The sequence below is a fragment of the Pseudomonas sp. R3-57 genome (assembly GCF_051132065.1).
In the GTDB taxonomy this organism is placed as follows: Bacteria; Pseudomonadota; Gammaproteobacteria; order Pseudomonadales; family Pseudomonadaceae; genus Aquipseudomonas.
Genome location: NZ_CP071655.1, coordinates 5901881 through 5923681 on the forward strand (window position 1 = coordinate 5901881; position 21801 = coordinate 5923681).

General features: G+C 61.2%; 21 protein-coding genes. 10 read left to right on the forward strand and 11 right to left on the reverse strand.

Annotation, left to right across the window (positions count from 1 at the left end):
- The first annotated feature begins 159 nt into the window (after window positions 1-159).
- Window positions 160-1104, forward strand: coding sequence for a LysR family transcriptional regulator (locus J3P93_RS26515; RefSeq protein WP_434593592.1), 945 nt, complete (start codon window positions 160-162; stop codon window positions 1102-1104).
- Window positions 1105-1294: 190 nt separating this feature from the next.
- Window positions 1295-2911, forward strand: a complete 1617-nt coding sequence (locus J3P93_RS26520) for an alkaline phosphatase family protein (RefSeq protein WP_434593595.1) — start codon at window positions 1295-1297, stop codon at window positions 2909-2911.
- 105 nt (window positions 2912-3016) lie between these two features.
- On the opposite strand, the gene J3P93_RS26525 is transcribed toward J3P93_RS26520, so the two are convergent.
- Window positions 3017-3937: a TauD/TfdA dioxygenase family protein gene (locus tag J3P93_RS26525; protein ID WP_434593598.1), complete on the reverse strand. Its 921-nt coding sequence runs from the start codon at window positions 3935-3937 to the stop codon at window positions 3017-3019.
- A 180-nt stretch (window positions 3938-4117) separates the two neighbouring features.
- Here J3P93_RS26525 and J3P93_RS26530 point away from each other — a divergent pair, with 180 nt between their 5' ends.
- The gene (locus tag J3P93_RS26530) at window positions 4118-5038 is read left to right on the forward strand and encodes a LysR family transcriptional regulator (protein ID WP_434593601.1); all 921 of its coding nucleotides are present in this window, start codon (window positions 4118-4120) and stop codon (window positions 5036-5038) included.
- Between the two features lie 135 nt (window positions 5039-5173).
- Here J3P93_RS26530 and J3P93_RS26535 read toward each other — a convergent pair whose 3' ends face one another.
- Entirely contained in the window at window positions 5174-6187 is a 1014-nt protein-coding gene (locus J3P93_RS26535; protein ID WP_434593604.1) for an ABC transporter substrate-binding protein, read from the reverse strand.
- Between the two features lie 293 nt (window positions 6188-6480).
- Between J3P93_RS26535 and J3P93_RS26540 the strand changes: the two genes are divergently transcribed.
- From J3P93_RS26540 to J3P93_RS26550, 3 genes are read left to right on the forward strand one after another with little or no spacing between them, the layout of a single operon-like run.
- Window positions 6481-8079 carry an ABC transporter permease gene (locus J3P93_RS26540; RefSeq protein WP_434593607.1) on the forward strand — a complete coding sequence of 533 codons (1599 nt, stop codon included), beginning with the start codon at window positions 6481-6483 and terminating at the stop codon, window positions 8077-8079.
- Complete coding sequence (locus J3P93_RS26545) at window positions 8076-8891, forward strand: ABC transporter ATP-binding protein (protein ID WP_434593609.1); 816 nt, start codon at window positions 8076-8078, stop codon at window positions 8889-8891. The genes J3P93_RS26540 and J3P93_RS26545 overlap by 4 nt, the downstream gene beginning before the upstream one ends.
- A 14-nt stretch (window positions 8892-8905) precedes the next feature.
- The gene (locus J3P93_RS26550; RefSeq protein WP_434593612.1) at window positions 8906-10516 is read left to right on the forward strand and encodes an arylsulfatase; all 1611 of its coding nucleotides are present in this window, start codon (window positions 8906-8908) and stop codon (window positions 10514-10516) included.
- 104 nt (window positions 10517-10620) lie between these two features.
- On the opposite strand, the gene J3P93_RS26555 is transcribed toward J3P93_RS26550, so the two are convergent.
- Window positions 10621-11694: a fatty acid desaturase gene (locus J3P93_RS26555; RefSeq protein ID WP_434593615.1), complete on the reverse strand. Its 1074-nt coding sequence runs from the start codon at window positions 11692-11694 to the stop codon at window positions 10621-10623.
- Window positions 11695-11794: 100 nt separating this feature from the next.
- On the opposite strand from J3P93_RS26555, the gene J3P93_RS26560 reads away from it, so the two are divergent.
- Entirely contained in the window at window positions 11795-12799 is a 1005-nt protein-coding gene (locus J3P93_RS26560) for an AraC family transcriptional regulator (RefSeq protein WP_434593618.1), read from the forward strand.
- Window positions 12800-12896: 97 nt separating this feature from the next.
- Here the strand turns inward: J3P93_RS26560 and J3P93_RS26565 are convergent, their stop codons facing one another.
- Window positions 12897-14282 (reverse strand): heavy metal sensor histidine kinase, encoded by a 1386-nt coding sequence (locus J3P93_RS26565; RefSeq protein ID WP_434593621.1) that lies wholly within the window; start codon window positions 14280-14282, stop codon window positions 12897-12899.
- The gene (locus J3P93_RS26570; RefSeq protein ID WP_090288178.1) at window positions 14272-14952 is read right to left on the reverse strand and encodes a heavy metal response regulator transcription factor; all 681 of its coding nucleotides are present in this window, start codon (window positions 14950-14952) and stop codon (window positions 14272-14274) included. The genes J3P93_RS26565 and J3P93_RS26570 overlap by 11 nt, the downstream gene beginning before the upstream one ends.
- 136 nt (window positions 14953-15088) lie before the next feature.
- Between J3P93_RS26570 and J3P93_RS26575 the strand changes: the two genes are divergently transcribed.
- Entirely contained in the window at window positions 15089-15574 is a 486-nt protein-coding gene (locus J3P93_RS26575) for a GlcG/HbpS family heme-binding protein (protein ID WP_434593624.1), read from the forward strand.
- Window positions 15575-15585: 11 nt separating this feature from the next.
- Complete coding sequence (uraH, locus tag J3P93_RS26580; RefSeq protein ID WP_434593627.1) at window positions 15586-15996, forward strand: hydroxyisourate hydrolase; 411 nt, start codon at window positions 15586-15588, stop codon at window positions 15994-15996.
- 122 nt (window positions 15997-16118) lie between these two features.
- On the opposite strand, the gene J3P93_RS26585 is transcribed toward uraH, so the two are convergent.
- Entirely contained in the window at window positions 16119-16796 is a 678-nt protein-coding gene (locus tag J3P93_RS26585; protein WP_434593630.1) for a Crp/Fnr family transcriptional regulator, read from the reverse strand.
- A gap of 84 nt (window positions 16797-16880) precedes the next feature.
- On the opposite strand from J3P93_RS26585, the gene J3P93_RS26590 reads away from it, so the two are divergent.
- Window positions 16881-17405 (forward strand): DUF962 domain-containing protein, encoded by a 525-nt coding sequence (locus J3P93_RS26590; protein WP_434593633.1) that lies wholly within the window; start codon window positions 16881-16883, stop codon window positions 17403-17405.
- 90 nt (window positions 17406-17495) lie between these two features.
- On the opposite strand, the gene J3P93_RS26595 is transcribed toward J3P93_RS26590, so the two are convergent.
- The 5 genes from J3P93_RS26595 to oscA form a co-directional block, all read right to left on the reverse strand.
- The gene (locus J3P93_RS26595) at window positions 17496-18485 is read right to left on the reverse strand and encodes a sulfate/molybdate ABC transporter ATP-binding protein (protein ID WP_434593636.1); all 990 of its coding nucleotides are present in this window, start codon (window positions 18483-18485) and stop codon (window positions 17496-17498) included.
- A 3-nt stretch (window positions 18486-18488) separates the two neighbouring features.
- A complete protein-coding gene (gene cysW, locus J3P93_RS26600; protein ID WP_090288166.1) occupies window positions 18489-19361 on the reverse strand; it encodes a sulfate ABC transporter permease subunit CysW in 873 nt (290 codons plus the stop codon).
- A 12-nt stretch (window positions 19362-19373) separates the two neighbouring features.
- The gene (gene cysT, locus J3P93_RS26605; protein ID WP_090288164.1) at window positions 19374-20192 is read right to left on the reverse strand and encodes a sulfate ABC transporter permease subunit CysT; all 819 of its coding nucleotides are present in this window, start codon (window positions 20190-20192) and stop codon (window positions 19374-19376) included.
- A 173-nt stretch (window positions 20193-20365) separates the two neighbouring features.
- Window positions 20366-21379 (reverse strand): sulfate ABC transporter substrate-binding protein, encoded by a 1014-nt coding sequence (locus J3P93_RS26610; RefSeq protein WP_434593641.1) that lies wholly within the window; start codon window positions 21377-21379, stop codon window positions 20366-20368.
- A 132-nt stretch (window positions 21380-21511) separates the two neighbouring features.
- A complete protein-coding gene (gene oscA, locus J3P93_RS26615) occupies window positions 21512-21694 on the reverse strand; it encodes a sulfur starvation response protein OscA (protein ID WP_007917682.1) in 183 nt (60 codons plus the stop codon).
- Between the last annotated feature and the right edge of the window lie 107 nt (window positions 21695-21801).

Sequence of the window (21801 nt, forward strand, 5' to 3'; positions counted from 1 at the left end):
GCTCCTGGTCAGAAAATACACAGGCCTAATCAGCACCGCATATTCCTTCAAGTTATTTATTTATGGATTTACAAATATTTACTGCATAAGAGATTGCCTTTATAAGGAGTCGACCTAATGCATATCCAATGCATTTCCCGGATATTTTTTATGTGAAAAATGCATATCGACCTGCGCCAACTTCGTCACTTCATCGCCTTGGCTGAACAACGCAGCTTCGTTGCCGGCGCGCAGGCGGTGAACCTGTCGCAGTCGGCGTTCAGCCGCAGCATTCAAGCGCTGGAACACAGTGTCGGCTGTCAGTTGGTCGATCGCGGGCGCAAGGAATTGCCGCCGACCAAACAGGGTCAGGTACTGCTCGAACATGCGCGGCGGCTGGTCAGTGGCGCGCAGCAAATGGCCAACGAGATCAGCCAGTTCAACGGGCTCGAAGCCGGCGAGTTACGCTTCGGCTGCGGGCCGGCGCCGGCGGCGGGATTGATTCCGCGGGCGATTGGCGCGTTCATCGGCCGCTACCCGAAAGCGCGGGTGCAGTTTCAGGTGGATGACTGGCAGAGCCTGAGCAAGCGACTGTTGAGCGAGGAGTTCGAATTCTTCGTCGCCGACACCCGGCAGTTTGAGGCGGACCCGGACTATCTGACCCATCGTCTGCGCGCGCGCAAATGGTATTTCTGCTGCCGCGCCGGGCATCCGCTGGCGGCGTTTGAACGGATCAGCGCCGAGCAGTTGATGAGTTATCCACTGGCGGTGAGCATTCGCCCGCCGAACCTGCGCAAGGTCATCGTCGACCTCAGCGGCCGGCCGGATTTCACCCCGAGCGTCGAATGTGAGAACAGTTCGAGCCTGCTCAGCGTGGTGCTGCGTTCGGATGCGATCGGAATTGTCGGGGCCTATTCCGACGCGTTGCATTTGGCCAGGGGTGAGCTGGTGTGTCTGAAGATCGAAGGATTGGCTGACGATCTTGAGGAGTTGTATACCCGCTACGGCATTGTCAGCCGCGCCGGGTATCGGTTATCGCCGCTGGCCGAGGCGATGATCGAGCAGATCAAAGCGATCGATGCGATGGATGAAGAGGTCTGTTCACTGGAGAATTTTGCTGTCTGATCCACAGCTATCGCGAGCAGGCTCACTCCTACACTTGAAATGCGTTCCCCTGTAGGAGTGAGCCTGCTCGCGATAACGCCAGTACATGCACCGATGCATCCGCTGCATGAAACGCATTCTCCAAACGCACTTGCCGAACACCCCCGCCGACAGCGAAATACCTCACCTGTCCCACTGACCGGTGAACCTCATGCCCACCCCGCCCAACCCCGTGCGCAACGTGCTGTACATCATGTGCGATCAGCTGCGCCGCGATTACTTGTCCTGCTACGGCCATCCGCATCTGCACACGCCGAACATCGATCGCCTCGCTGCGGCCGGCGTACGGTTCAGCCGCGCTTACACCCAGGGCACGATTTGCGGTCCTTCAAGAATGTCGGCCTACACCGGGCGCTATGTCAGCAGCCATCAGGTGGCGTGGAACGCCGTGCCGTTGCCGCTGGAGGAATTGACCATCGGCGATTACCTGCGCCCGCACGGCATTCGTACCGCTCTGGTCGGCAAGACTCACGCAACGGCAAACATCAATGCCTTGCAGCGCCTGGCAATCAACCCTGACAGCCAACAGGCCGAGATCCTCAACGAAGTCGGCTTCGAACCTTACATGCGCCATGACGGTATCTATCCCGACGACCCGCTGTTCGACGACAAGCGCGAATCCGCGCCTTATACCCATTACCTGCGCGAACACGGTTTCAACGGCCGCAATCCCTGGCATGACTGGGCCAACGCTGCCGAAGGCGCGAACGGCGAGATCCTCAGTGGCTGGAAAATGCGTCATGCGAATCTGCCAGCACGAATTCCCGAGCAACACTCAGAGACTGTCTACACTACCAATCGAGCCATCGACTTCATCACCGAGCAAGGCGAGAAATCGTGGTGTTTACACCTCTCGTACATCAAACCGCACTGGCCCTACATCGTACCGGCGCCATACCACACGATGTACAGTACGAAATCGATTCTCGAACCGATCCGCGCGACGCCCTCCGGAGCCAGCAAACACCCTGTATACACGGCCTTTCGTCAACACGAGGAAAGTCTCAACTTCTCCCGAGACTCAGTACGATTGACTGTAATTCCTACCTACATGGGCCTGATCAAACAGGTAGATGACCAACTCGGAAGGTTGTTCGATTTTCTGCAGGACAATGGCCGTTGGGACGACACGCTAATCGTGTTCACCAGCGATCACGGCGACTTTCTCGGGGATCACTGGCTGGGTGAGAAGGAGTTTTTGCTAGAACAAGCGGTCGGCGTGCCGCTGATCGTGCGCGACCCGCGCACGGCGGCGGATGTCACCCGCGGTACGGTTGATGAAAGACTGGTGGAAACCATCGACGCGCTGCCAACATTTCTTGCGGCGCTGGGATTGCCGGCGGCCGAGCATCGGCTCGAAGGGCGCTCGCTGACTCCCCTTCTGCACGGTGAGAATCCCGATTGGCGTCGCTATGCAATCAGCGAATACGACTACGCCTTTCAGGCGCCGGCGCGCGAGCGTCTGGGTCAGCCGATCGACCGCTGCCGCATGACAATGGTGCGCAGCGAGCGCTGGAAATACCTGGCGTACGACGGCTTCCGGCCACAGTTGTTTGATCTGTTGAATGATCCGCATGAACTGCGCGATTTGGGCGATGACCCCGCGTACGCGGCCGTGCGCGAGGAGCATGCGGGGTATCTGTTTGAATGGCTGCGCGGGTTGAAGCGGCGCACGACGATCAGCCATGAGGAGATCGATTGGCGTGGGCAGCGGTTTCGTTATGGAGAGCCTGAAAGCGAGAAAGTCGTGCAGATCGGGGTTTGGTAGAAAGCATCGCTAGCAGGGCTAGCTCCCACAGGTTTGCGCCGTTCACATCCTTGGTGTCTGACGCAAATCCCTGTGGGAGCTAGCCCTGCTAGCGATGGGGCCCACTCAGACGCCGACGATATCCGCACCTTTGATGGTTTGACTGCGCCGCCCATTCACCCCCAACGCCACCTCGCCTTTCAACGTCACCCGACGCACCACCCGATCCTGCGTGCCGTAATCATCGATCGCGTAATGCTGTGTCGAGCGGTTGTCCCAGATCGCCACATCACCGGCCTTCCAGCGCCAGCGCACGGTGTTTTCCTGGCGGATCACATGGCTTTGCAACAGCCCGAACAGGTGCGCCGAGTCCGCCTGCGAATAACCCTTGATGCGTTTGACGAAATGCCCCAGCAGCAAGCTCCTCTCTCCGCTGATCGGGTGTACGCGGACGACCGGGTGCTCAGTCTCGTACACCGTCGAGGTGAAGACTTTGCGGTAGCGTTCAAGCTTCTCTGCCGAGACGTCCGGCTTGGCGCTTGCATAGTCGTATTCGTTGCTGTGCACGGCGATCAGTTTGTCGGCCAGTTCACGCAGCTCGCTCGGCAAGCCGTTGTACGCCGTGGCGGTGTTGGCCCACAGCGTGTCGCCACCGAATGCCGGGGCGACCACCGAGCGCAGGATCGAGGCTTTCGGGTAAGCGTCAACGAAGGTCACGTCGGTGTGCCAGGAGTTGGCGCGCTGACCCTCGGCACCGTCCAGTTCGAGCAGATAACGGGTGCCTTCGCGTGAAGGCACGGTCGGGTGCGCCACCGGTTCGCCTAGTAGATGCGCGAAGGCTTCCTGACGTTGATCGTCAAGCTGCGTCTGTTCACGGAAGAACACCACCTTGTACTCGACCAGCGCCTGCTGGATGGCTTCGACCGTGGCGGCGTCCAGCTCACCGGACAGGTGCACGCCACGAATCTCGGCGCCGATACGGCCGGCCACCGGGTGAATTTCCAGCGCGTGGACAGCGGGTTTTACAGCGAGTGCGGCATTGCTCATGGGTAGACCCTCATCGACTGCTTGCGGTTGGCGGCAGCGAAACAACGCTCTATCTATATGCTATTTACATCTAACAGATATGCAGGTGCTTCGTTGACGGAATAAGAGCTTGCATTTAAAACCTCAGGCAACCCTCGTCGCAAATGCCTTCGAGCTATTTTTAGGATGCCGGGAAAGCATATGGATCTTCGCCAGTTGCGCTACTTCATCGCCCTTAACGAACACCGCAGTTTTGTCCGTGCGGCGGACGCGATGGGCATCACCCAACCGGCATTCAGCCGCAGCATCCAAGGGCTGGAGCAAGAGTTCGGCTGCGTACTGGTGGACCGCGGCAACAAGGACCTGCGCCCCACTCCTGAAGGCCAGGTGGTGCTGCAGCACGCCCTGAGCCTGGTGCAGGGTGCGGCCCTGCTCAGCGCCGAAGTGACGCAAATGACCAAGCTCGATGCCGGTGAAGTGCACTTCGGTTGCGGCCCGGCGCCGGCGGTGAAACTGGTGCCGGATGCGGTGGCGCAATTCATCAATGCACACCCGAAAGTGCGCACCTGTTTCCAGGTGGATAACTGGGAAAAACTCAGCCGCGCGTTGAGCCGCGAGGAGATCGAATTCTTCATCGCCGACATTCGTCATTTCGAGTCCGACCCGAATTTCCAGACCCAGGCGCTGACGCCGAAACGTGGGGTGTTTTTCTGCCGTCCCGGGCATCCGTTGCTGGCCAAGGAAAGCCTGTCGACCAACGACATGTTCGACTATCCGTTGGCGACCACGCTGATCCCGCCGGGGATTCGCAAACTGTTGGCCAACCTCAGCGGCCGCACGGATTTTTCCCCGACCATCGAGACCGAGCATTTCCCGGTGCTGGTCAAAGTGGTGCTGCAATCAAATGCGATCGGCGTGGGCACAGAGGAGGCGTTTGTCGAGGACATCGCCAAGGGTTCGCTGGTGCTGCTGCACTGGCGTAATTTGCCGCAGAACCTGGAGAGCATGAACGCGCGCTGCGGCATCGTCAGCCGCACCGGGTTTCGCCTGTCGCCAGCGGCCAGGGCGATGATCGAGACGCTGGTGGCGGTGGATAAACAGCACATCAGCGTTGCCGTATGAAAACCCTTCACGGCAGACGCCGATCGTTCCCATGCTCCGCGTGGGAATGCATCAATGGACGCTCTGCGTCCGCTTTTGGGACGCGGAGCGTCCCGGGCTGCATTCCCACGCGGAGCGTGGGAACGATCCGTTACCCTACAGCTTGGCCGCTGCCAGTTCAGGCGCCACCCAATCGCTGACCTTGAACGGCTTGCGAATCAGCTTCTGCTGCGCCGCGAGGTCCACCGAGTCCTGCAGTTTGCCGAGGAACACCGGGTCAAGTGTCGACTGGAACACTTCGCGCAAATCCTGATCCTGCAAATCCTGCGTCAGGATTATCGGCGGATAACTGGCCAGCCCCGACACCAGTTGCACGTAAGCGCCCTTGTTGCCTTCTTCGCTCAGCCACGCAAATGCTTGCTGCTGCGCCTTGAGCAGTTTCGCCACCGCCTCGGGGTGCGCATCGACAAACTTTGCCGTGCCCAACAGTACGGCCTGCACACTCCCGGCCCCGCCCAGATCCTTGGTATTGAGCGGCAACTCCGCCAGGCCTTTGGCTTGTAGCGCTGATAGTGCGGAGCTGCCCCATGAGGCATCGATCTGCCTGGCCGCCAGCGCGGCCACCGCCGCGTTGAAGTCCAGGTTGATGACCTTCAAATCCTTTTCGCTCAAGCCCTGACTGGCCAGCGCCGCGTCGAAGGAAAGCTGTGTCGCGGTGCCACGGAAGATCGCCACGCGTTTACCTTTGAGATCCTGCAGGGTCTTGATCCCTGACCCCGGCACCACGCCCAGATACTGCTTGACCCCGCGTGCCGTGGCGCTGAGCAGGCGAGTGTCCAGCCCGTTGGACTTGCCGATGATTGCCGCCAGATCGCCCAGATACGCCAGATCGACCTGACCGTTGGCGAACGCTTCATTGATCACCGGCCCTGCGCCTTTGAAAAAGCTCCACTGAATCTTGATGCCTTGTTCGGCAAAGGCCTTTTCAAAGATCTGCTGATCGCGCAGCACATCGACCACGCCGCCGCCACTGTGCTGAGTGCCGGCGCTCAAGTCAGGCACGGCGATGCGGATTTCCTTGAGCTCCTCCGCGTGGGCGCTGAACGCCAGCAGGCCAACCAGCGCGGGAACGGTAAACAGACTGAAAACTCGTTTGAAGAGAAGGTTCATGGGTGCAGCTCCTTGATCGCGACTGGGCGTTGAGGAGCCGAAAGTAGGCCGAAGCGGTACCTGCGCTTAAATACTATAAATTCACATTTTTATAGCTTTACGACCTAAGCAAGCGCGGCCGGGGCTTGTAGCGGCGTATGCATGGGCAGCATCGAAAATATTCTTCGAATGCATTGGATGCGCCTGTGCTGGAGGCCTTAAATGTTCTCGCTTATCTCCCGATAGCATTGATTCGCTATTTGTTAGATCAATTTTGCATACGGTCCGTCTGCATCCGACAACGGAGGTCAACCATGGCCCGACACTCCCTGCTCAGCCTGCCGCTGCCGGCACCACCGCTCAAGCGCCAACCGATCTGGCCAAGCCTCAACCAGCGAGTTTTGCCATGGATGCTGCCGCTCGCTCTGTTCGCACTGTGGTGGCTGGCCGCACGCAACGCGTGGATGAGCGAGCAGATTTTGCCGGCGCCTTCGCTGGTCTGGAACAGCGCCGTGGAGCTTGCGCAAGGCGAACTCTGGAGTCATCTGTGGATCAGCCTGCAGCGCTTGTTCTGGGGCCTGCTCGCAGGAATTTCAGCAGGCGCCGTATTGGGCGCTGCGCTGGGATTCAGCCAACGGCTGGAGCGGCTGATCCTGCCTACGTTCGCCGGACTGGCGCAGGTGCCGACACTGGCCTGGATTCCCCTGTTCATGGTGTTTTTCGGCATTGGCGAAGTGCTGAAACTGGTGGTGCTGATCAAAGCGATCGTGGTGCCGGTGACCCTGCACACCCTGGTCGGGGTGCGCGATGCGCAACCGAAACTGCGTGAAGCGGCAGCGGTACTGCGCCTGCCGCCACACCTGTTGATCCGCCGCCTGGTCCTGCCGGCCGCCCTGCCCGCGTTCATGGCGGGCGTACGTCTGGCACTGGCGGCCGGGTGGACCTCGCTGCTGGCCGTCGAACTGCTGGCCTCCAGTGAAGGCATCGGCTACCTGATGGTCTGGGCGCGGCAGTTGTTCATGCTCGACATCGTGTTCGTCTGCATCGTGGTCATCGGTTTGCTCGGCGTGGCCATGGACCGCGGCATCGGCCTGCTCGATCGCAAACTGGTGCACTGGCCGCATCCGGCCACCGCCGAGATCCGTCGCGGTCCGCGTTATCACGGCTGGCAGCGAGTGCAACCGTGGCTGTTGCCGCTGAGCTTGCTGGCGCTGTGGCAATTGGCGGTCGATCAGCAGTGGGTCGATGCCAACATTCTGGTCAGCCCGCTGACGGTTCTGCGCACCGCGTGGGCAGGTCTGCTCGAAGGTACGCTGAGCAGCGGCCTGGCCCTGAGCCTCGGGCGCACGGTCGGCGGCCTGTTGCTCGGCGGCGGGCTCGGTTTCGCCCTCGGCTTGCTGCTGGGTCTGTCGCGCACCAGCGAACGCTTGCTCGGCCCGACGCTGGCGGCGATCCGCCAGATCGCAATTTTCGCCTGGGTGCCGCTGCTCACTGCGTGGTTCGGCCTCGGCGAACTGGCCAAGTGGGTATTCGTTGCCCTCGCCGCGTTCTTTCCATTGTTCATCGCCACGCAACGCAGCGTCGCCAACCTCTCACCGCAACTCAACGAAGCCGCGCAGGTGCTGCGCCTGAGCCTCGGCCAACGCCTGCGCCGCCTGGTGTTGCCCGGTGCCGCGCCGGGCATTTTCGCCGGCCTCAGGCTGAGCCTGATCTACGCCTGGCTCGGCACCATCGGCGCCGAATACTTCATGCCGTCCAACGGCGGCATCGGCAGCCAGATGATCGGCGCACAGCAATTGCTGCGCATGGACCTGATCATGGCCGGCATGCTCTTGGTCGGCCTCACCGGCGCCCTGCTCAACCTGATCGGCCAACGCCTGGAAATTCGCGCGACCCGCTGGAGACACGCATGAACGCACCGATTGTCAGCTTCACCCACGTCGGCAAATCCTTCGATGTCGACGGCTTCGAACTGGAGGCCATCCATGAATTCAACCTGGACATCGCCGAGGGCGAATTCGTCGCCATCGTCGGCTCCAGCGGCTGCGGCAAATCGACCTTGCTGCGCTTGCTGGTCGGACTCGACACACAGTTTCGCGGGCAAATTACCGTAGACGGTAAAGCCGTGAACGGCGTTGGCAGCGAACGCGGCATTGTCTTTCAGGAGCACCGCTTGTTTCCCTGGCTGAGCGTCGCCGACAACATTGGTCTGGGCTTGGTCAATGAGCCGCTGAGCGCCGCGCAGAAGCAACAGCGGATCAACGATTTCATCGATCTGGTCGGCCTGCGCGACTTCACCCGCGCCTACCCGCATCAGCTCTCCGGCGGCATGGCCCAGCGTGTGGCGATCGCCCGCGGACTGGTTGCCAGCCCACGGATTCTGCTGCTCGACGAACCCTTCGGCGCCCTCGACGCACTGACCCGCCAGCAGATGCAGGACGAGCTGCTGGCGATCCGTGAACGCGCACAGATCACCACGATTCTGGTCACCCATGACGTCGAGGAAGCGATCTTCCTCGCTGATCGTGTGGTGGTGATGGAACCGCGTCCCGGGCGGATCAAGCAAGTGGTCAACGTGGCCCTGCCGCATCCGCGCCAGCGCAGCAGTTTTGACTTCCATCAGTTGCGTGAAGAGCTGCTGCACGAACTGACCAGTGATGACCATTACCAACCGAGCGTGCCGGTGCAGATCCGCGATCTGCCGCTGACGTTCATTGCCTGCTGAACAGGAGTTTCGCAATGCCGCAACGTCCCAATTTTCTGGTGATTCTGGCCGACGATCTAGGCTTCTCCGACATCGGCGCGTTCGGCGGCGAAATCGCCACGCCGAACCTCGATGCGCTGGCGAAAAACGGCCTGCGCCTGACCGACTTTCACACCGCACCGACCTGCTCACCGACCCGCTCGATGCTGCTCACCGGCACCGATCACCACATCGCCGGCATCGGCACCATGGCCGAAGCACTGACGCCCGAACTGATCGGCAAACCGGGTTACGAAGGCTATCTCAACGACCGCGTGGTGGCGCTGCCGGAATTGCTGCGCGAGGCCGGTTATCAAACCCTGATGAGCGGCAAGTGGCACCTGGGGCTGACCGCCGAACTGGCGCCGCACGCGCGCGGTTTCGAGCGCTCGTTTTCACTGTTGCCGGGCGCGGCCAACCACTATGGTTTCGAGCCGACCTACGATGAGCAGACACCGGGCCTGTTGAAATCCACCCCGGCGCTGTACATCGAAGACGATCAGTTCATTGACGAGTTGCCCAAGGATTTCTATTCCTCCGATGCCTTCGGCGACAAGCTGCTGCAGTACCTCAAGGAGCGCGACCAGACCCGACCGTTCTTCGCTTATTTACCCTTCTCCGCCCCGCACTGGCCGCTGCAGGCACCTGCCGAAATCGTCGCGAAATACCGCGGCCGCTACGACGCCGGCCCCGAAGTGCTGCGCCTCGAACGCCTGGAAAAACTCCAAGCCCTCGGCCTGATCGAAGCGGATGTCGAGCCACATCCGCTGATTCAGTTGACCCAACAGTGGGACGCATTGAGCGAGGAGCAAAAGCAGATTTCCGCGCGGGCCATGGAGGTCTACGCGGCGATGGTCGAGCGCATGGACTGGAACATCGGCCGCGTCGTCGATTACCTGCGCCAGCAGGGGCAGCTCGACAATACGTTCATTCTGTTCATGTCCGACAACGGTGCCGAAGGCGCGCTGCTGGAAGCGTTCCCCAAGTTCGGCCCGGAACTGATGACCTACCTGAACCAGCATTACGACAACAGCCTCGACAACATCGGCCGCGCCAATTCCTACGTCTGGTACGGGCCGAACTGGGCGCAGGTGGCGACCGCACCGTCACGGTTGTTCAAGGCCTTCACCACCGAGGGCGGCATTCGCGTGCCGGCGTTGCTGCACTATCCGCAACTGGCGCTCAAAGGGCAGATCAGCCACGGCTTCGGCACGGTGATGGACGTCACCCCGACGATTCTCGATCTGGCCGGTGTGAGGCATCCGGGCAAACAGTGGAAAGGCAAAGCGGTAGCGCCATTGCGCGGCAAATCATGGCTGGGCTTTTTGTCCGGCGAGACCGCGCAGGTGCATGACGAGCACACGGTGACGGGTTGGGAATTGTTCGGCCGCCGGGCGATTCGCCAAGGCTCGTGGAAAGCCGTATGGATTCCCGGGCCGGTGGGGCCGGCGACCTGGCAGCTTTATGATTTGCGCAGTGATCCGGGGGAGATTCACGATCTGGCGTTGAGTCAGCCGGGCAAGCTCGCTGACCTGATCGGGCATTGGCAGCGGTATGTGGAGGAGACCGGGGTGATCCTGAGCGCGTCGCCGTTTCAGCCGGATTGATGTTACCTGCACTATCGCCATCGCGAGCAGGCTCGCTCCCAGATTTGAAATGCGTTTCCCTGTGGGAGCGAGCCTGCTCGCGATGAGGCCTTGGCAGTCGATCGTTAAGCTTGAGCCGTACGCACCTCTTTCTGCGCAACGGCATCCCGCCGCACAAACCGGTTCGCCCGTCCAAACGTACCGAAATCATTGAACCGCACCCCCATCTCGCGCATCACCTTGTGCGCTACCGGCACGGTCATCTGGCGAATGTAAAACGGCTCCTTGACCACAAAATGATGAATCCCGTGGCTGCTGCCGAAGTTGAAGCAGAACGCCTGCAACGGCCACAGCCACCAAGGGTTCAGCACCTGACATTGCTGCAGCACATTGCCCGGCTCGACGTCGCCGTAGTAATGCATGTTCGAGCTGATGAAGTGCAGGCAAAACGTGCGCAGGACGTTCGGGCCGATGATCACCACCACGGCAATATCGATGACCTGCATCACTGCCAACGTGCTGGCCGACCATTCGATCGGTGCACCCAGCAGAGCGGCAACGCCGTTCGCTGCGTGGAAACCGAGAAACACATACCACGCGCCCCAGTGCAGCAGTGCCAACGGCGCGTAGACCTTGAACACCCGCTTGAGTATGCCGAGTCTGTGCGCCCAGGTCCTGGCCCGCAGCAGGCGGATAAAGGCCGACATCATGTTGTCGCCCACCATCAGCAGTCGCGCAAAACCCCACGGCTCGCCGTTGGTGATCGCGCGCTCTTCCATATCGGCTTCTGTACCGGAAACCTTGTGGTGATTGAGGTGCAACTGACGCCGAATCCACGGATTGATCGTGCTCGGCCGCGCCAGCCACACCAGGCCCATCATCAGGTTGTGCGGCACGCGCTGTTTGCGAAAGTACATGCTGTGGATCAGGTCGTGTTCCAGCTCATGGGTCAGCGAGGCAAAAAACGCATTGAGCACCAGACACGCCCACCACGCCATGTGGCCATTGATATAGAGCGCTGCCGAGCCGATCATGCCGACCAAAGCAAACGCCAGAATCGCTGCGCCCAACGCGTCCTGATGCTGAAGAATCGGGTAGCGCTCGCGCAGCTCCACGCCTTTGGCCAGCACCACCTCGCGAATATGCGCTGAGCGCTGCGCCGCATTGCGCCGCTGGGGGCTTGCAGAAGTACCGTCCATGCTTCCATCCTCGGGTCTAAGATGTGTCAATCGTGCCTTGCCGGGGCGCCAATCGCGCTAGCCAAGAACGCCAACCTGTTGACCGGACGCGCCAATCAGCATGAAGGAACCGACCTCCCTCGCCAGCTGGACCCGTGCCTTGCGCAAGCAACTCGATGCGCTGGGGCTGGACAGCCTCGCCCTGTGCCAACAGGCCGGCCTTGACCCGAGCCTGATGGACGATCCCAATGCGCGCTATCCATTGTCCGGCACCACACGGCTGTGGGCGCTCGCCGTTGAGGCCAGCGACGACCCGGCGCTGGGCTTGCGCGTGTCGCGCTTCGTCAGTCCGACCACCTTCCACGCCCTCGGCTATGCATTGGTCGCCAGCGGCAGCTTGCGCGAAGTATTCGAGCGCATCGTGCGCTATCACCCGGTGGTCAGCGATGCGCTGGAACTGCAGCTGAGCCGCAGCGCCGACCGCTATCAATTTCGTCTGAAAATTCCGTCAGGCAACCCGCCGCCGGCCTTCGAAGCCATCGACGCGTTCACGGCGATCTATGTGCGCACCTGCCGTAATCGCCTCGGTCGCGATTACGCGCCGCTGGCGGTTTATCTGCGCCGCCCTGAACCGACCGATGCGCAGCAATGGCACAAAGTCTTTCGCGCCCCGGTGCATTTCGGCTGCGCCGAGGATCGTCTGGAGTTCGCCCTCGCCGACTTCGACAGCCACCTCGACGACGCCAACCCGGAACTGGCTGAACACAACGAAACGGTGCTCAAGCGCACTCTGGCGCAGCTGCAACCGCTGACCTGGGAGCGCAAGGTGCGCGACGCCATCGAAGAACAACTGCCCGAAGGCGAACCCAGCGCCGAACGCATCGCCCAGGCCTTGCACCTGAGTTTGCGCAGCCTGCAACGGCATCTGGCCGATGAAGGCTGCCGCTTCGACACCCTGCTCAACGAAAGCCGCGAAAACCTCGCGCTGCTGCACCTGCGCGACCCGCAATGTTCGTTGAGCGAAGTGAGTTATCTGCTCGGCTTCGCCGACACCAGCAGCTTCAGCCGCGCCTTCAAGCGCTGGACCGGGATGACGCCGGGGCAGTTTCGTGATCAGTTGCGCTGATCTGAAATCACCGTTGTGTGTCCAGCGCCTTCGCGAGCAGGCTCCCACAGGGAAACGCGTTCCAACTGTGGGAGCGAGCCTGCTCGCGAAGAGGCCGTCAGATCACCACAAATCCCAGCTCAAAAACAGTGCCATCGGCGTCACTCCTCACCGCCACCTGCCCCCCATGCAACTGCATGATCGACTGCACAATCGCCAGCCCCAACCCCCCCGAATCCCCAGGTTCCGCCCGCGAGGGATCGACGCGGTAGAAGCGGTCGAACAGTTTGCCCAGATGCTCGAGCGCGATGAGGGGACCGTGGTTATGCACTTGCAGCCAGGCCTGGCCCGGCTCGTCGCGGCGGCGCAGGCTGATAACGGTGCCGGGCTCGGCATGGCGCACGGCGTTGGCCAGAAGGTTGCCGAGCGCCCGTTGCAGCAACTGTTGATCAGCGAGCAGTTCGCCGTGCAGTTGGTTGTCCAGGCGCAGGTCGCGATCGTCCGCCAGGGCTTCGAAGTAATCACACAGCTCATCGCCGACGCTGTGCAAATCCAGCGTTTGCAGATTGAGCGCGCGCTCGGCCTGTTCGGCGCGGGCGAGGAACATCAGGTTTTCCGCCATGCGCTTGAGCCGTTCGAACTCTTCCATGTTCGAGGCCAGCACTTCCTGATATTCCGCAGTGCTGCGGGGATGATTCAGCGCCTGGCCGTTGCTCGCCAGCAAGGTGTGCAACGGTGTGCGGATTTCGTGGGCGAGGTCGGCGGAGAACTGCGACAGGCGCTGCACGCTGTCATCCAGCCGCGCGAGCATGCCGTTGAGCGCCTGTACCGGTTCACGCAGTTCTGTCGGTGTGCCTTCGGCAGGCAAGCGCTGATCAAGGCTGCGCAGATCGATGCCGCGCACCGCTGCGCTCAACTGGCGCAATGGCCGCAGGCCGCGGCGCAGCAGCAACAGGCCGAGAGCAAAAGCGAGCACCGCGCCGAGGCCGACGGAGAGGTACAGGCGCAGGCGATAGCTGCCGAGCATCTGTTCACGCTCGCTCAGTACCTTGCCGGCAATCACCGTCAGTGGTTCGCCGTTCGGGCCCTGCGCCTGACCGGACAACAGCGCAACTTCGGCACCGTCGCTGGCCTGCCACGTCAGCACGTCGCGACGTTGCGGCATCTGCTCACGGGCAATCGCCTCCAAGCGTGGCAACTCGCGCTGACGCGGGTTGATGGTGATCACGCTGGAGCCGTCCGCGCGGCGCACCAGCAGCAGGCTGTCGAGATTGCCGAGCATGTTCTGATACAGCCGCGGCCGCGCCTGCAAGGCGTCGAGGCTGTCGCTGTCGGCGAGTAACGCGCGCACTTGTTCGAGGCGACCGAGCAGGGCCATGTCGTCACGAAAGGCCAGTTCCGAGGCCAGCGAGCGGTAAAGAAACACGCCAATCGCGCTCAGCACCAATGCACAGACGATGGCGAAGGCCAGCGCCAGACGCCAGGCGATCGACTTACTCCACATCGTCGGGCGCTTCCAGTTGATAACCGACACCGCGCACGGTGTGGATAAGTTTTGGCATGTACGGATCATCAACCTTCGAGCGCAGCCGGCGCACGGCGACCTCGACCATGTTGGTGTCGCTGTCGAAATTCAGGTTCCACACCTGCGAGGCGATCAGCGTGCGCGACAATACTTCGCCCTGGCGACTGGCGAGCAATTGCAGCAGGGCGAATTCCTTGTTGGTCAGGGCGATGCGCTGGCCACCACGACTGACACGGCGGCGCAGCACATCGATTTCCAGATCGGCGATCTGGTAGGACTCGGCTTCACGCATCGGCCCGCGCCGCAGCAAGGTACGTACCCGCGCGAGCAGCTCGGCGAAGGCGAAGGGTTTGAGCAGGTAATCGTCGGCGCCCAGCTCGAGGCCACGCACGCGGTCTTCAATGGCGTCTTTGGCCGTAAGAAACAACACGGGTGTGGCGCCGCGCTGGCGGATCAGTTGCAGCAATTGCCAGCCGTTGAGACCAGGCAGCATTACGTCGAGGATGATCAGGTCGTATTCCTGCTGCTCGATAAAGTAGCGGCCATCGAGGCCATTGAGCGCCACATCGACCGCAAAACCCGACTCGCCCAGGCCCTTGGCGAGGAAATTCGCAGTCTTGGCCTCATCTTCTACAACCAGCAAACGCATGGCACACCTCGTTCATTAAGGCACACAGGCTAGGCGCCTTCGGCGGCGTTGCCCATTACAAACTTGTAATCCAACTGACGAGGTTCTGACGAGGACCGACCGTTAAGGTGACGACCTTCGCTTCTGGAGCTTGTCCATGACCGTCAAATACCTCGTTGCAAGCCTGATGATCGGCCTGAGTGGCGCCGCTGTCGCCAGCCCGGACTTACCGCGCCACGCCGACCTCGATCTGAAAACCGCCCACTGGCTCGCCGACAAGGCGATGAGCACCTGCAGCGGCACGGTGTCGGTGCTCGACCGTGGCGGCAATCTGCTGGTGACCCTGCGCGGCGATGGCATCGGTCCGCACAACACCGCCGCCAGCCAGCGCAAGGCCTATACCGCGCTGTCGACCAAGACGCCGACGCGACTGTTCGCCGAGCGCGCCCGCAGCAACCCGGAAACCGCCAACCTCAATACCCTCGATGAACTGCTGTTGCTGGGCGGTGGCATCCCGTTGTTCGCCGGCAGCGAACTGGTCGGCGCCATCGGCGTGGCCGGTTCCGGTGGCGGCGAGCAAGACGAAAACTGCGCCCTCGCGGCTGCCGACAAGGCTGGCCTGAGCATCACCCCTTCCCACTAAGGAGAACCACCATGACCACCCTGCGCATGACCCTCGCCGCCCTTGGCCTGAGCGCTGTTTCGAGCCTGGCGGCGGCCGCCGGCAACCCGTTGAGCGTGCACGTGCTCAACCTGGAAAACGGCCTGCCTTCGCCAGGCATCAACGTCTCGCTGGAAAAGCATGTCGGCACGGACTGGCAGCCGCTGGCGCAAGGCACCACCAATGAACAGGGACGAATCGCCGAACTGTTTCCGGCCAGACAGCCCATTGAAGCGGGTGAATACCGTGTGGTGTTCAAGACCGGCGAGTACTACAAAAAGATCAAGCACGACACGTTCTTCCCGGAAATCCCGGTGATCTTCGAAGTGAAGCAGACCGACCAGCATTACCACATCCCGCTGCTGCTCAGCCCGTATGGTTTCTCGACCTACCGCGGTTCGTAATCCCAACGCCGCCCCCTTGTAGTGGTGAGCCTGCTCGCGATAGCAATCTGTCAGTTGATTCAACAGTGACTGATACACCGCTATCGCGAGCAGGCTCACTCCTACAGGGGGCGGTGTGAATCTTAGAGTGTGGCCAGTGCACGCAACCGCGCGGCATCGAGGATTTCGATCTCGCCGTATGCCAGACCAATGATCCCCTGCCCCTGCAGATCCTTGAGAATCTGGTTGGTAGTCTGCCGCGACAGCGACAGCATCGCCGCCAATTGCTCCTGCGGCAGTTGCAGCACCCGACGCGGTGCGTCGAGTTCGCCGTAGCCTTCGGCAATCATCAGCAAGCGATGGGCCAGACGCGCCGGAGCCGGCAGCAGGCTCAGCTGTTCGAGACTGATGAATGCCAGGCGTAACTTGTGGCTCATCAGCAGCGCCAGATGCCGCCAATACACGGGTTGCTCGTCGAGCAATTTCAACAATGCCGCCTGCGGAATATTCAGCAAAGTGCAGGCCCCGACGGCGTAGGCATCGTGGGTGCGTGGCTGGCCATCGAACAGGCAGATTTCACCAAACCAGTGCGGCGCCTCGACCAGACTCAACAACGCCTCTTTGCCCTGCTCGCTCACCGCGCCAATGCGCACGGCGCCATCAAGCACCGCGTACAAGCCGCACGGTGCGTCACCGCGCTGAAACAGGCGCTGCCCCGCCGTCAGCCGCCGCTCGCGTCCCGCTGCCAGCAGACTATCCTGAAAGGATGCCGGCAGATGACTGAACCAGTGCCCGGTCAGCAGCCGTGAACGTATGTGCATAAACCCTCCTGGATTGTCGCCTGCCCGACAGAGCGAACCCTGTCGTCGAGGGATGATGCAATCAATCCCACTGGAGGAACAACAATGAAAAGCCTCGTCGACCATCTCAGCCAATACGCCGCCTACCACCGCGACCCACGCAACATCGCCAGCCACTTCGTCGGCATTCCGCTGATTGTCGTCGCGGTAGCGGTGTTGTTGTCGCGCCCCGAATGGTCGCTGGGCGGCGTGTGGCTATCTCCCGCCGTTCTGCTGGCGCTGGCCTCGGCGTGGTTTTATCTGCGCCTGGAACTGAAGCTCGGCGTGCTGATGACAGTACTGATGGGCCTTTCAGTCTGGGCCGGGCATGCGCTGGCGCAGCAGAGCACCATGGTCTGGCTGAGCAGCGGTCTGGCAATGTTCGTGATCGGTTGGGTGATCCAGTTTGTCGGGCATCACTACGAAGGGCGCAAACCGGCGTTTGTCGATGACATCAGCGGGCTGATTGTCGGGCCGCTGTTTGTCGTCGCCGAGCTGGCGTTTTTGCTCGGGCTGCGACAGGAATTGAAAGCGCAGATCGAGGCGCGGGCGGGAGGGGTGCGGGTCAATCCGAATCGTGCGGCTGTTTAGGCCGCAATCGCCAGCAGGCTGGCTCCCACAGGGGACTTGTGGTGATCACAAACCCAGTGTGGGAGCCAGCCTGCTGGCGATGCTGTTGCTTTAGAGGTTGGCGACTTTCTGCCAGACCTTCGGTTTGAAGAACAGGGTTTCACCCTTGGCCAGGCCGATCAGGCTGTCGTGATCCTTGACCACTTCAGCCTCGATCAGATCGCTCTGCCCCTCGACTTTCAACGTCACCCGCGTGGTCGCGCCCAACGGCCGAATGTCGCGCACTTCAGCGGCATGGTGATCTTCCAGCTCATGTCTGGACAACGACACTTCGTGCGGGCGGAACAGCACGTGATTGTTGTCGCTGAGCAGCAAGCGGTTCGAATCGCCGAGGAAGTGATAAACGAAATCGCTGGCCGGGTTTTCGTAGACATCGCCCGGCGAGCCAATTTGCTCAATCACGCCCTTGTTCATCACCACGATACGGTCGGCGACTTCCATCGCTTCTTCCTGGTCGTGGGTCACGAACACCGAGGTCAGGTTGATGTCCTCGTGCAGACGCGCCAGCCAGCGGCGCAGCTCTTTGCGCACCTTGGCATCGAGGGCGCCAAACGGCTCGTCGAGCAGCAGCACTTTCGGCTCCACCGCCAAGGCACGGGCGAGCGCGATGCGCTGGCGCTGCCCCCCGGACAGTTGCTCCGGGTAACGATCCGACAGCCAGTCCAGTTGCACCATGTTCAGCAATTCATGAACCTTGATCGCAATCTGGCTTTCGCTTGGGCGCTGGTTTTTCGGTTTCATGCGCAGGCCGAACGCGACGTTGTCGAACACCGTCATGTGCCGGAACAACGCATAGTGCTGGAACACGAAACCGACGTTGCGATCACGCACGTCATGGCCGGAGACGTCTTCGCCGTGGAAAACGATGTTGCCCTGATCCGGGGTTTCCAGACCGGCAATAATGCGCAGCAGGGTGGTTTTGCCACAGCCCGACGGCCCCAGCAGCGCTACCAGCTCGCCGCTCTGGATGTCCAGGCTGATGTTGTCCAGCGCCTTGAACGCGTTGAAATTCTTGCTGACGTTACGCACTTCGATCGACATGAATTATTCCTCCGCGGCGCTGGCGCGCAGGCGGTTGATACGGTTTTCGCTCCACTGCTTGAGCAGCAGGATGAAGAGCGCCAGGATCAGCAACAGGCTCGCCACGGCGAACGCGGCCACGTGGTTGTATTCGTTGTAGAGGATCTCGACGTGCAGCGGCAAGGTGTTGGTCACCCCGCGAATGTGCCCGGAGACCACCGACACTGCACCGAACTCACCCATGGCGCGCGCGGTACACAGCACCACGCCATAGATCAGGCCCCATTTGATGTTGGGCACGGTGACATGCCAGAACATCTGCCAGCCATTGGCACCGAGCAGACGCGCGGCCTCCTCTTCCTGGGTACCCTGTTCCTGCATCAGCGGAATCAGCTCGCGCGCCACGAATGGCACCGTGACGAAAATCGTCGCCAGCACAATCCCCGGCAGGGCGAAGACGATCTGGATATCGTGATCCTGCAGCCACGGCCCGAACAGGCCCTGCGCGCCGAACATCAGCACGTAGACCAGACCGGCGATCACCGGCGACACCGAGAACGGCAGGTCGATCAGCGTCACCAGCATGCTCTTGCCACGGAACGAGTATTTGCTCACGCACCACGCGGCGCTGACGCCGAACACCAGGTTCAGCGGCACCGAAATCAGCACCGCGAACACCGTGAGTTTCAGCGCCGACAGCGCATCCGGCTCGAAGATCGCCGTGAAGAACGCGCCGAGGCCGTTCTTCAATCCCTGCGATACCACGATGAACAACGGCAGCAGCAGAAACAGGAAAAAGATCAGCCAGCCAAGACCGATCAGGACTCTGCGCGAAGTGGCACTGCCACGCCGCGCAGCGTTGGCCGCCGAGGCGGCCGCAATAGACGATTGGGACATGTGCGCGCCTCCTTATGGGGTTTCGATGCGCCGCTGCAGCAAATTGATCAGCAGCAACAGGACAAAGGAAACCACCAGCATCAACACGCCAATGGCCGTGGCGCCGGTGTAATCGTACTGGTCGAGCTTGACCATGATCAGCAGCGGCAGGATCTCGGTTTTCATCGGCATGTTGCCGGCGATGAAGATCACCGAACCGTACTCGCCAACGCCACGGGCAAACGCCAGCGCGAAACCGGTCAGCCATGCGGGCAGCAGCGCCGGTACGAGGATATGGCGAAACACCTGGATCGGCTTGGCCCCGAGGCACGCGGCGGCTTCTTCGACTTCGCGAGGAATGTCGGCCAGCACCGGTTGCACCGTGCGCACCACGAACGGCAGAGTCACAAAGGTCAGCGCCAGGGTGATACCCAACGGCGTGTAGGCGATCTTGAAACCCAGGTCAGTGGCGAACTGCCCGACCAGGCCGGTCGGGGCATACAGCGCGGTCAATGCGATACCGGCCACGGCTGTGGGCAGCGCGAATGGCAGATCGATCATCGCATCGATCACCTTGCGCCCGGGGAAGGTGTAGCGCACCAGCACCCAGGCCAGCAACGTACCGATGATGCCGTTGATGATCGCCGCGCACAGCGCGGTGCCGAAGCTCAGCTTCAACGCCGCCAGCACCCGCGGTGCGGAAATGATTGCCCAGAACTGCTCCCAGGTCAGCTGAGCGGCGTGGACGAACATCGCCGCCAGCGGGATAAGCACAATCAGACTGAGGTACACCAAGGTGTAGCCCAGCGTCAGCCCGAAGCCGGGTATGACGGGGGAGATACGACGCGACATAAAAGTCCCTGGTTAAAAAGCATTCCGCTGAACGCATCAATGTGGGAGCGAGCTTGCTCGCGAAGAGGGAGTATCAGTCAACTCTAGGTCGTCCGACACTCCACTTTCGCGAGCAGGCTCGCTCCCACATTTTCCGCGCCTGGCTTCAGGCTTGATGTGTGGCTGAAGTCAGATTACTGCGCCTGATAAATCTGGTCGAACACGCCGCCATCGTTGAAGAATTTCGGCTGCGCGGTTTTCCAGCCGCCGAAGTCCTTGTCGATGGTGACCAGCTCCAGTTTCGGGAACTGCTGGGCGTATTTCGCAGCGACGTCCTTGTCACGCGGACGGTAGAAATTCTTCGCTGCAATTTCCTGCCCGGCCGGGCTGTACAGGTGTTTCAGATAGGCTTCGGCGATCTGTGCATTGCCTTTCTTCTCGGCGTTCTTGTCGACCACGGCCACTGGCGGCTCGGCGAGGATCGACAGCGAAGGCACGACGATGTCGAACTTGTCGGCGCCGCCATCTTCTTTCAGTGCCAGGAACGCTTCGTTTTCCCACGCCAGCAGCACATCGCCCTGACCGTTGTTGACGAAAGTAATGGTCGAACCGCGTGCGCCGGTATCGAGAATCGGCACGTGCTTGAACAGGGTCTGTACGTATTCCTTGGCCTTGGCTTCGTCACCGCCATTGGCTTTCAGACCGTAGGCCCAGGCCGCGAGGAAGTTCCAGCGCGCACCGCCGGAGGTTTTCGGGTTGGGCGTGATCACCGAGACGTCGTTCTTGACCAGATCGCCCCAGTCCTTGATGCCTTTCGGGTTGCCCTTGCGCACCAGGAAGACGATCGTCGAGGTGTACGGCGTGCTCGCTTCCGGCAAACGCTTCTGCCAATCGGCGGGCAGGCTCTTGCCGAGCTTGGCCACTTCGTCGATGTCGCCGGCCAGGGCCAGAGTCACGACGTCGGCGCGCAGACCGTCGATCACCGCACGCGCCTGTTTGCCCGAGCCGCCATGGGATTGCTGGATTTTCACGGTGTCGCCGGCATGGTCTTTCTGCCAGAACTTGATGAATTCGGCGTTGTAGTCCTGATACAGCTCGCGAGTCGGGTCATACGACACGTTGAGCAGTTCGTAATCCTTGGCAACCGCGGAACCGGCAAACACGGCACTGGCCAGCGCGGCCAAAGCGTAACGGCGAATCGACGACATGGTGAAAGCTCCTGGAATTCCTGGTGGTGGCTTTTTCTTATGAATTGCGTAAATGGGCTGCCGGTCAAAGATCGCCGCCTGCGCCAGCTCTTGTCTGAAGCTCCCCGCAGAAGCTGGCGCAGGCTGCAATCTTCAGCCCGGTTGCTTGCCGGGTTGCTGCAAGCGGAATTTCTCTTTGCGTTCGATCTGCACGACCTGGGCGTTGTGCACAGTGATTTCCACCGCGCCGAAACGCAGATCGCGCAGGGCGCTCTGGATTTCACGCAAGATCGTGCTTTCGTCCTGACCGTCAACGCTGCGAAGGGATGCGCTCATGGTGCTGCTCCTTTGAAGGGGATATGCCTGGCAGTGGGCGGCACTGCGTTCGGCGTGGAAGCAATATAAGAGAGGTGCGGATATTCTTAAAAAGACTATTTAAGAAT

Bases quoted from the DNA above. Each gene is read 5' to 3' on its own strand.
- J3P93_RS26515 (WP_434593592.1), top strand. From the start codon at position 160: ATGCATATCGACCTGCGCCAACTTCGTCACTTCATCGCCTTGGCTGAA.
- J3P93_RS26520 (WP_434593595.1), top strand. From the start codon at position 1,295: ATGCCCACCCCGCCCAACCCCGTGCGCAACGTGCTGTACATCATGTGC.
- J3P93_RS26525 (WP_434593598.1), bottom strand. From the start codon at position 3,937: ATGAGCAATGCCGCACTCGCTGTAAAACCCGCTGTCCACGCGCTGGAA.
- J3P93_RS26530 (WP_434593601.1), top strand. From the start codon at position 4,118: ATGGATCTTCGCCAGTTGCGCTACTTCATCGCCCTTAACGAACACCGC.
- J3P93_RS26535 (WP_434593604.1), bottom strand. From the start codon at position 6,187: ATGAACCTTCTCTTCAAACGAGTTTTCAGTCTGTTTACCGTTCCCGCG.
- J3P93_RS26540 (WP_434593607.1), top strand. From the start codon at position 6,481: ATGGCCCGACACTCCCTGCTCAGCCTGCCGCTGCCGGCACCACCGCTC.
- J3P93_RS26545 (WP_434593609.1), top strand. From the start codon at position 8,076: ATGAACGCACCGATTGTCAGCTTCACCCACGTCGGCAAATCCTTCGAT.
- J3P93_RS26550 (WP_434593612.1), top strand. From the start codon at position 8,906: ATGCCGCAACGTCCCAATTTTCTGGTGATTCTGGCCGACGATCTAGGC.
- J3P93_RS26555 (WP_434593615.1), bottom strand. From the start codon at position 11,694: ATGGACGGTACTTCTGCAAGCCCCCAGCGGCGCAATGCGGCGCAGCGC.
- J3P93_RS26560 (WP_434593618.1), top strand. From the start codon at position 11,795: ATGAAGGAACCGACCTCCCTCGCCAGCTGGACCCGTGCCTTGCGCAAG.
- J3P93_RS26565 (WP_434593621.1), bottom strand. From the start codon at position 14,282: ATGTGGAGTAAGTCGATCGCCTGGCGTCTGGCGCTGGCCTTCGCCATC.
- J3P93_RS26570 (WP_090288178.1), bottom strand. From the start codon at position 14,952: ATGCGTTTGCTGGTTGTAGAAGATGAGGCCAAGACTGCGAATTTCCTC.
- J3P93_RS26575 (WP_434593624.1), top strand. From the start codon at position 15,089: ATGACCGTCAAATACCTCGTTGCAAGCCTGATGATCGGCCTGAGTGGC.
- uraH (WP_434593627.1), top strand. From the start codon at position 15,586: ATGACCACCCTGCGCATGACCCTCGCCGCCCTTGGCCTGAGCGCTGTT.
- J3P93_RS26585 (WP_434593630.1), bottom strand. From the start codon at position 16,796: ATGCACATACGTTCACGGCTGCTGACCGGGCACTGGTTCAGTCATCTG.
- J3P93_RS26590 (WP_434593633.1), top strand. From the start codon at position 16,881: ATGAAAAGCCTCGTCGACCATCTCAGCCAATACGCCGCCTACCACCGC.
- J3P93_RS26595 (WP_434593636.1), bottom strand. From the start codon at position 18,485: ATGTCGATCGAAGTGCGTAACGTCAGCAAGAATTTCAACGCGTTCAAG.
- cysW (WP_090288166.1), bottom strand. From the start codon at position 19,361: ATGTCCCAATCGTCTATTGCGGCCGCCTCGGCGGCCAACGCTGCGCGG.
- cysT (WP_090288164.1), bottom strand. From the start codon at position 20,192: ATGTCGCGTCGTATCTCCCCCGTCATACCCGGCTTCGGGCTGACGCTG.
- J3P93_RS26610 (WP_434593641.1), bottom strand. From the start codon at position 21,379: ATGTCGTCGATTCGCCGTTACGCTTTGGCCGCGCTGGCCAGTGCCGTG.
- oscA (WP_007917682.1), bottom strand. From the start codon at position 21,694: ATGAGCGCATCCCTTCGCAGCGTTGACGGTCAGGACGAAAGCACGATC.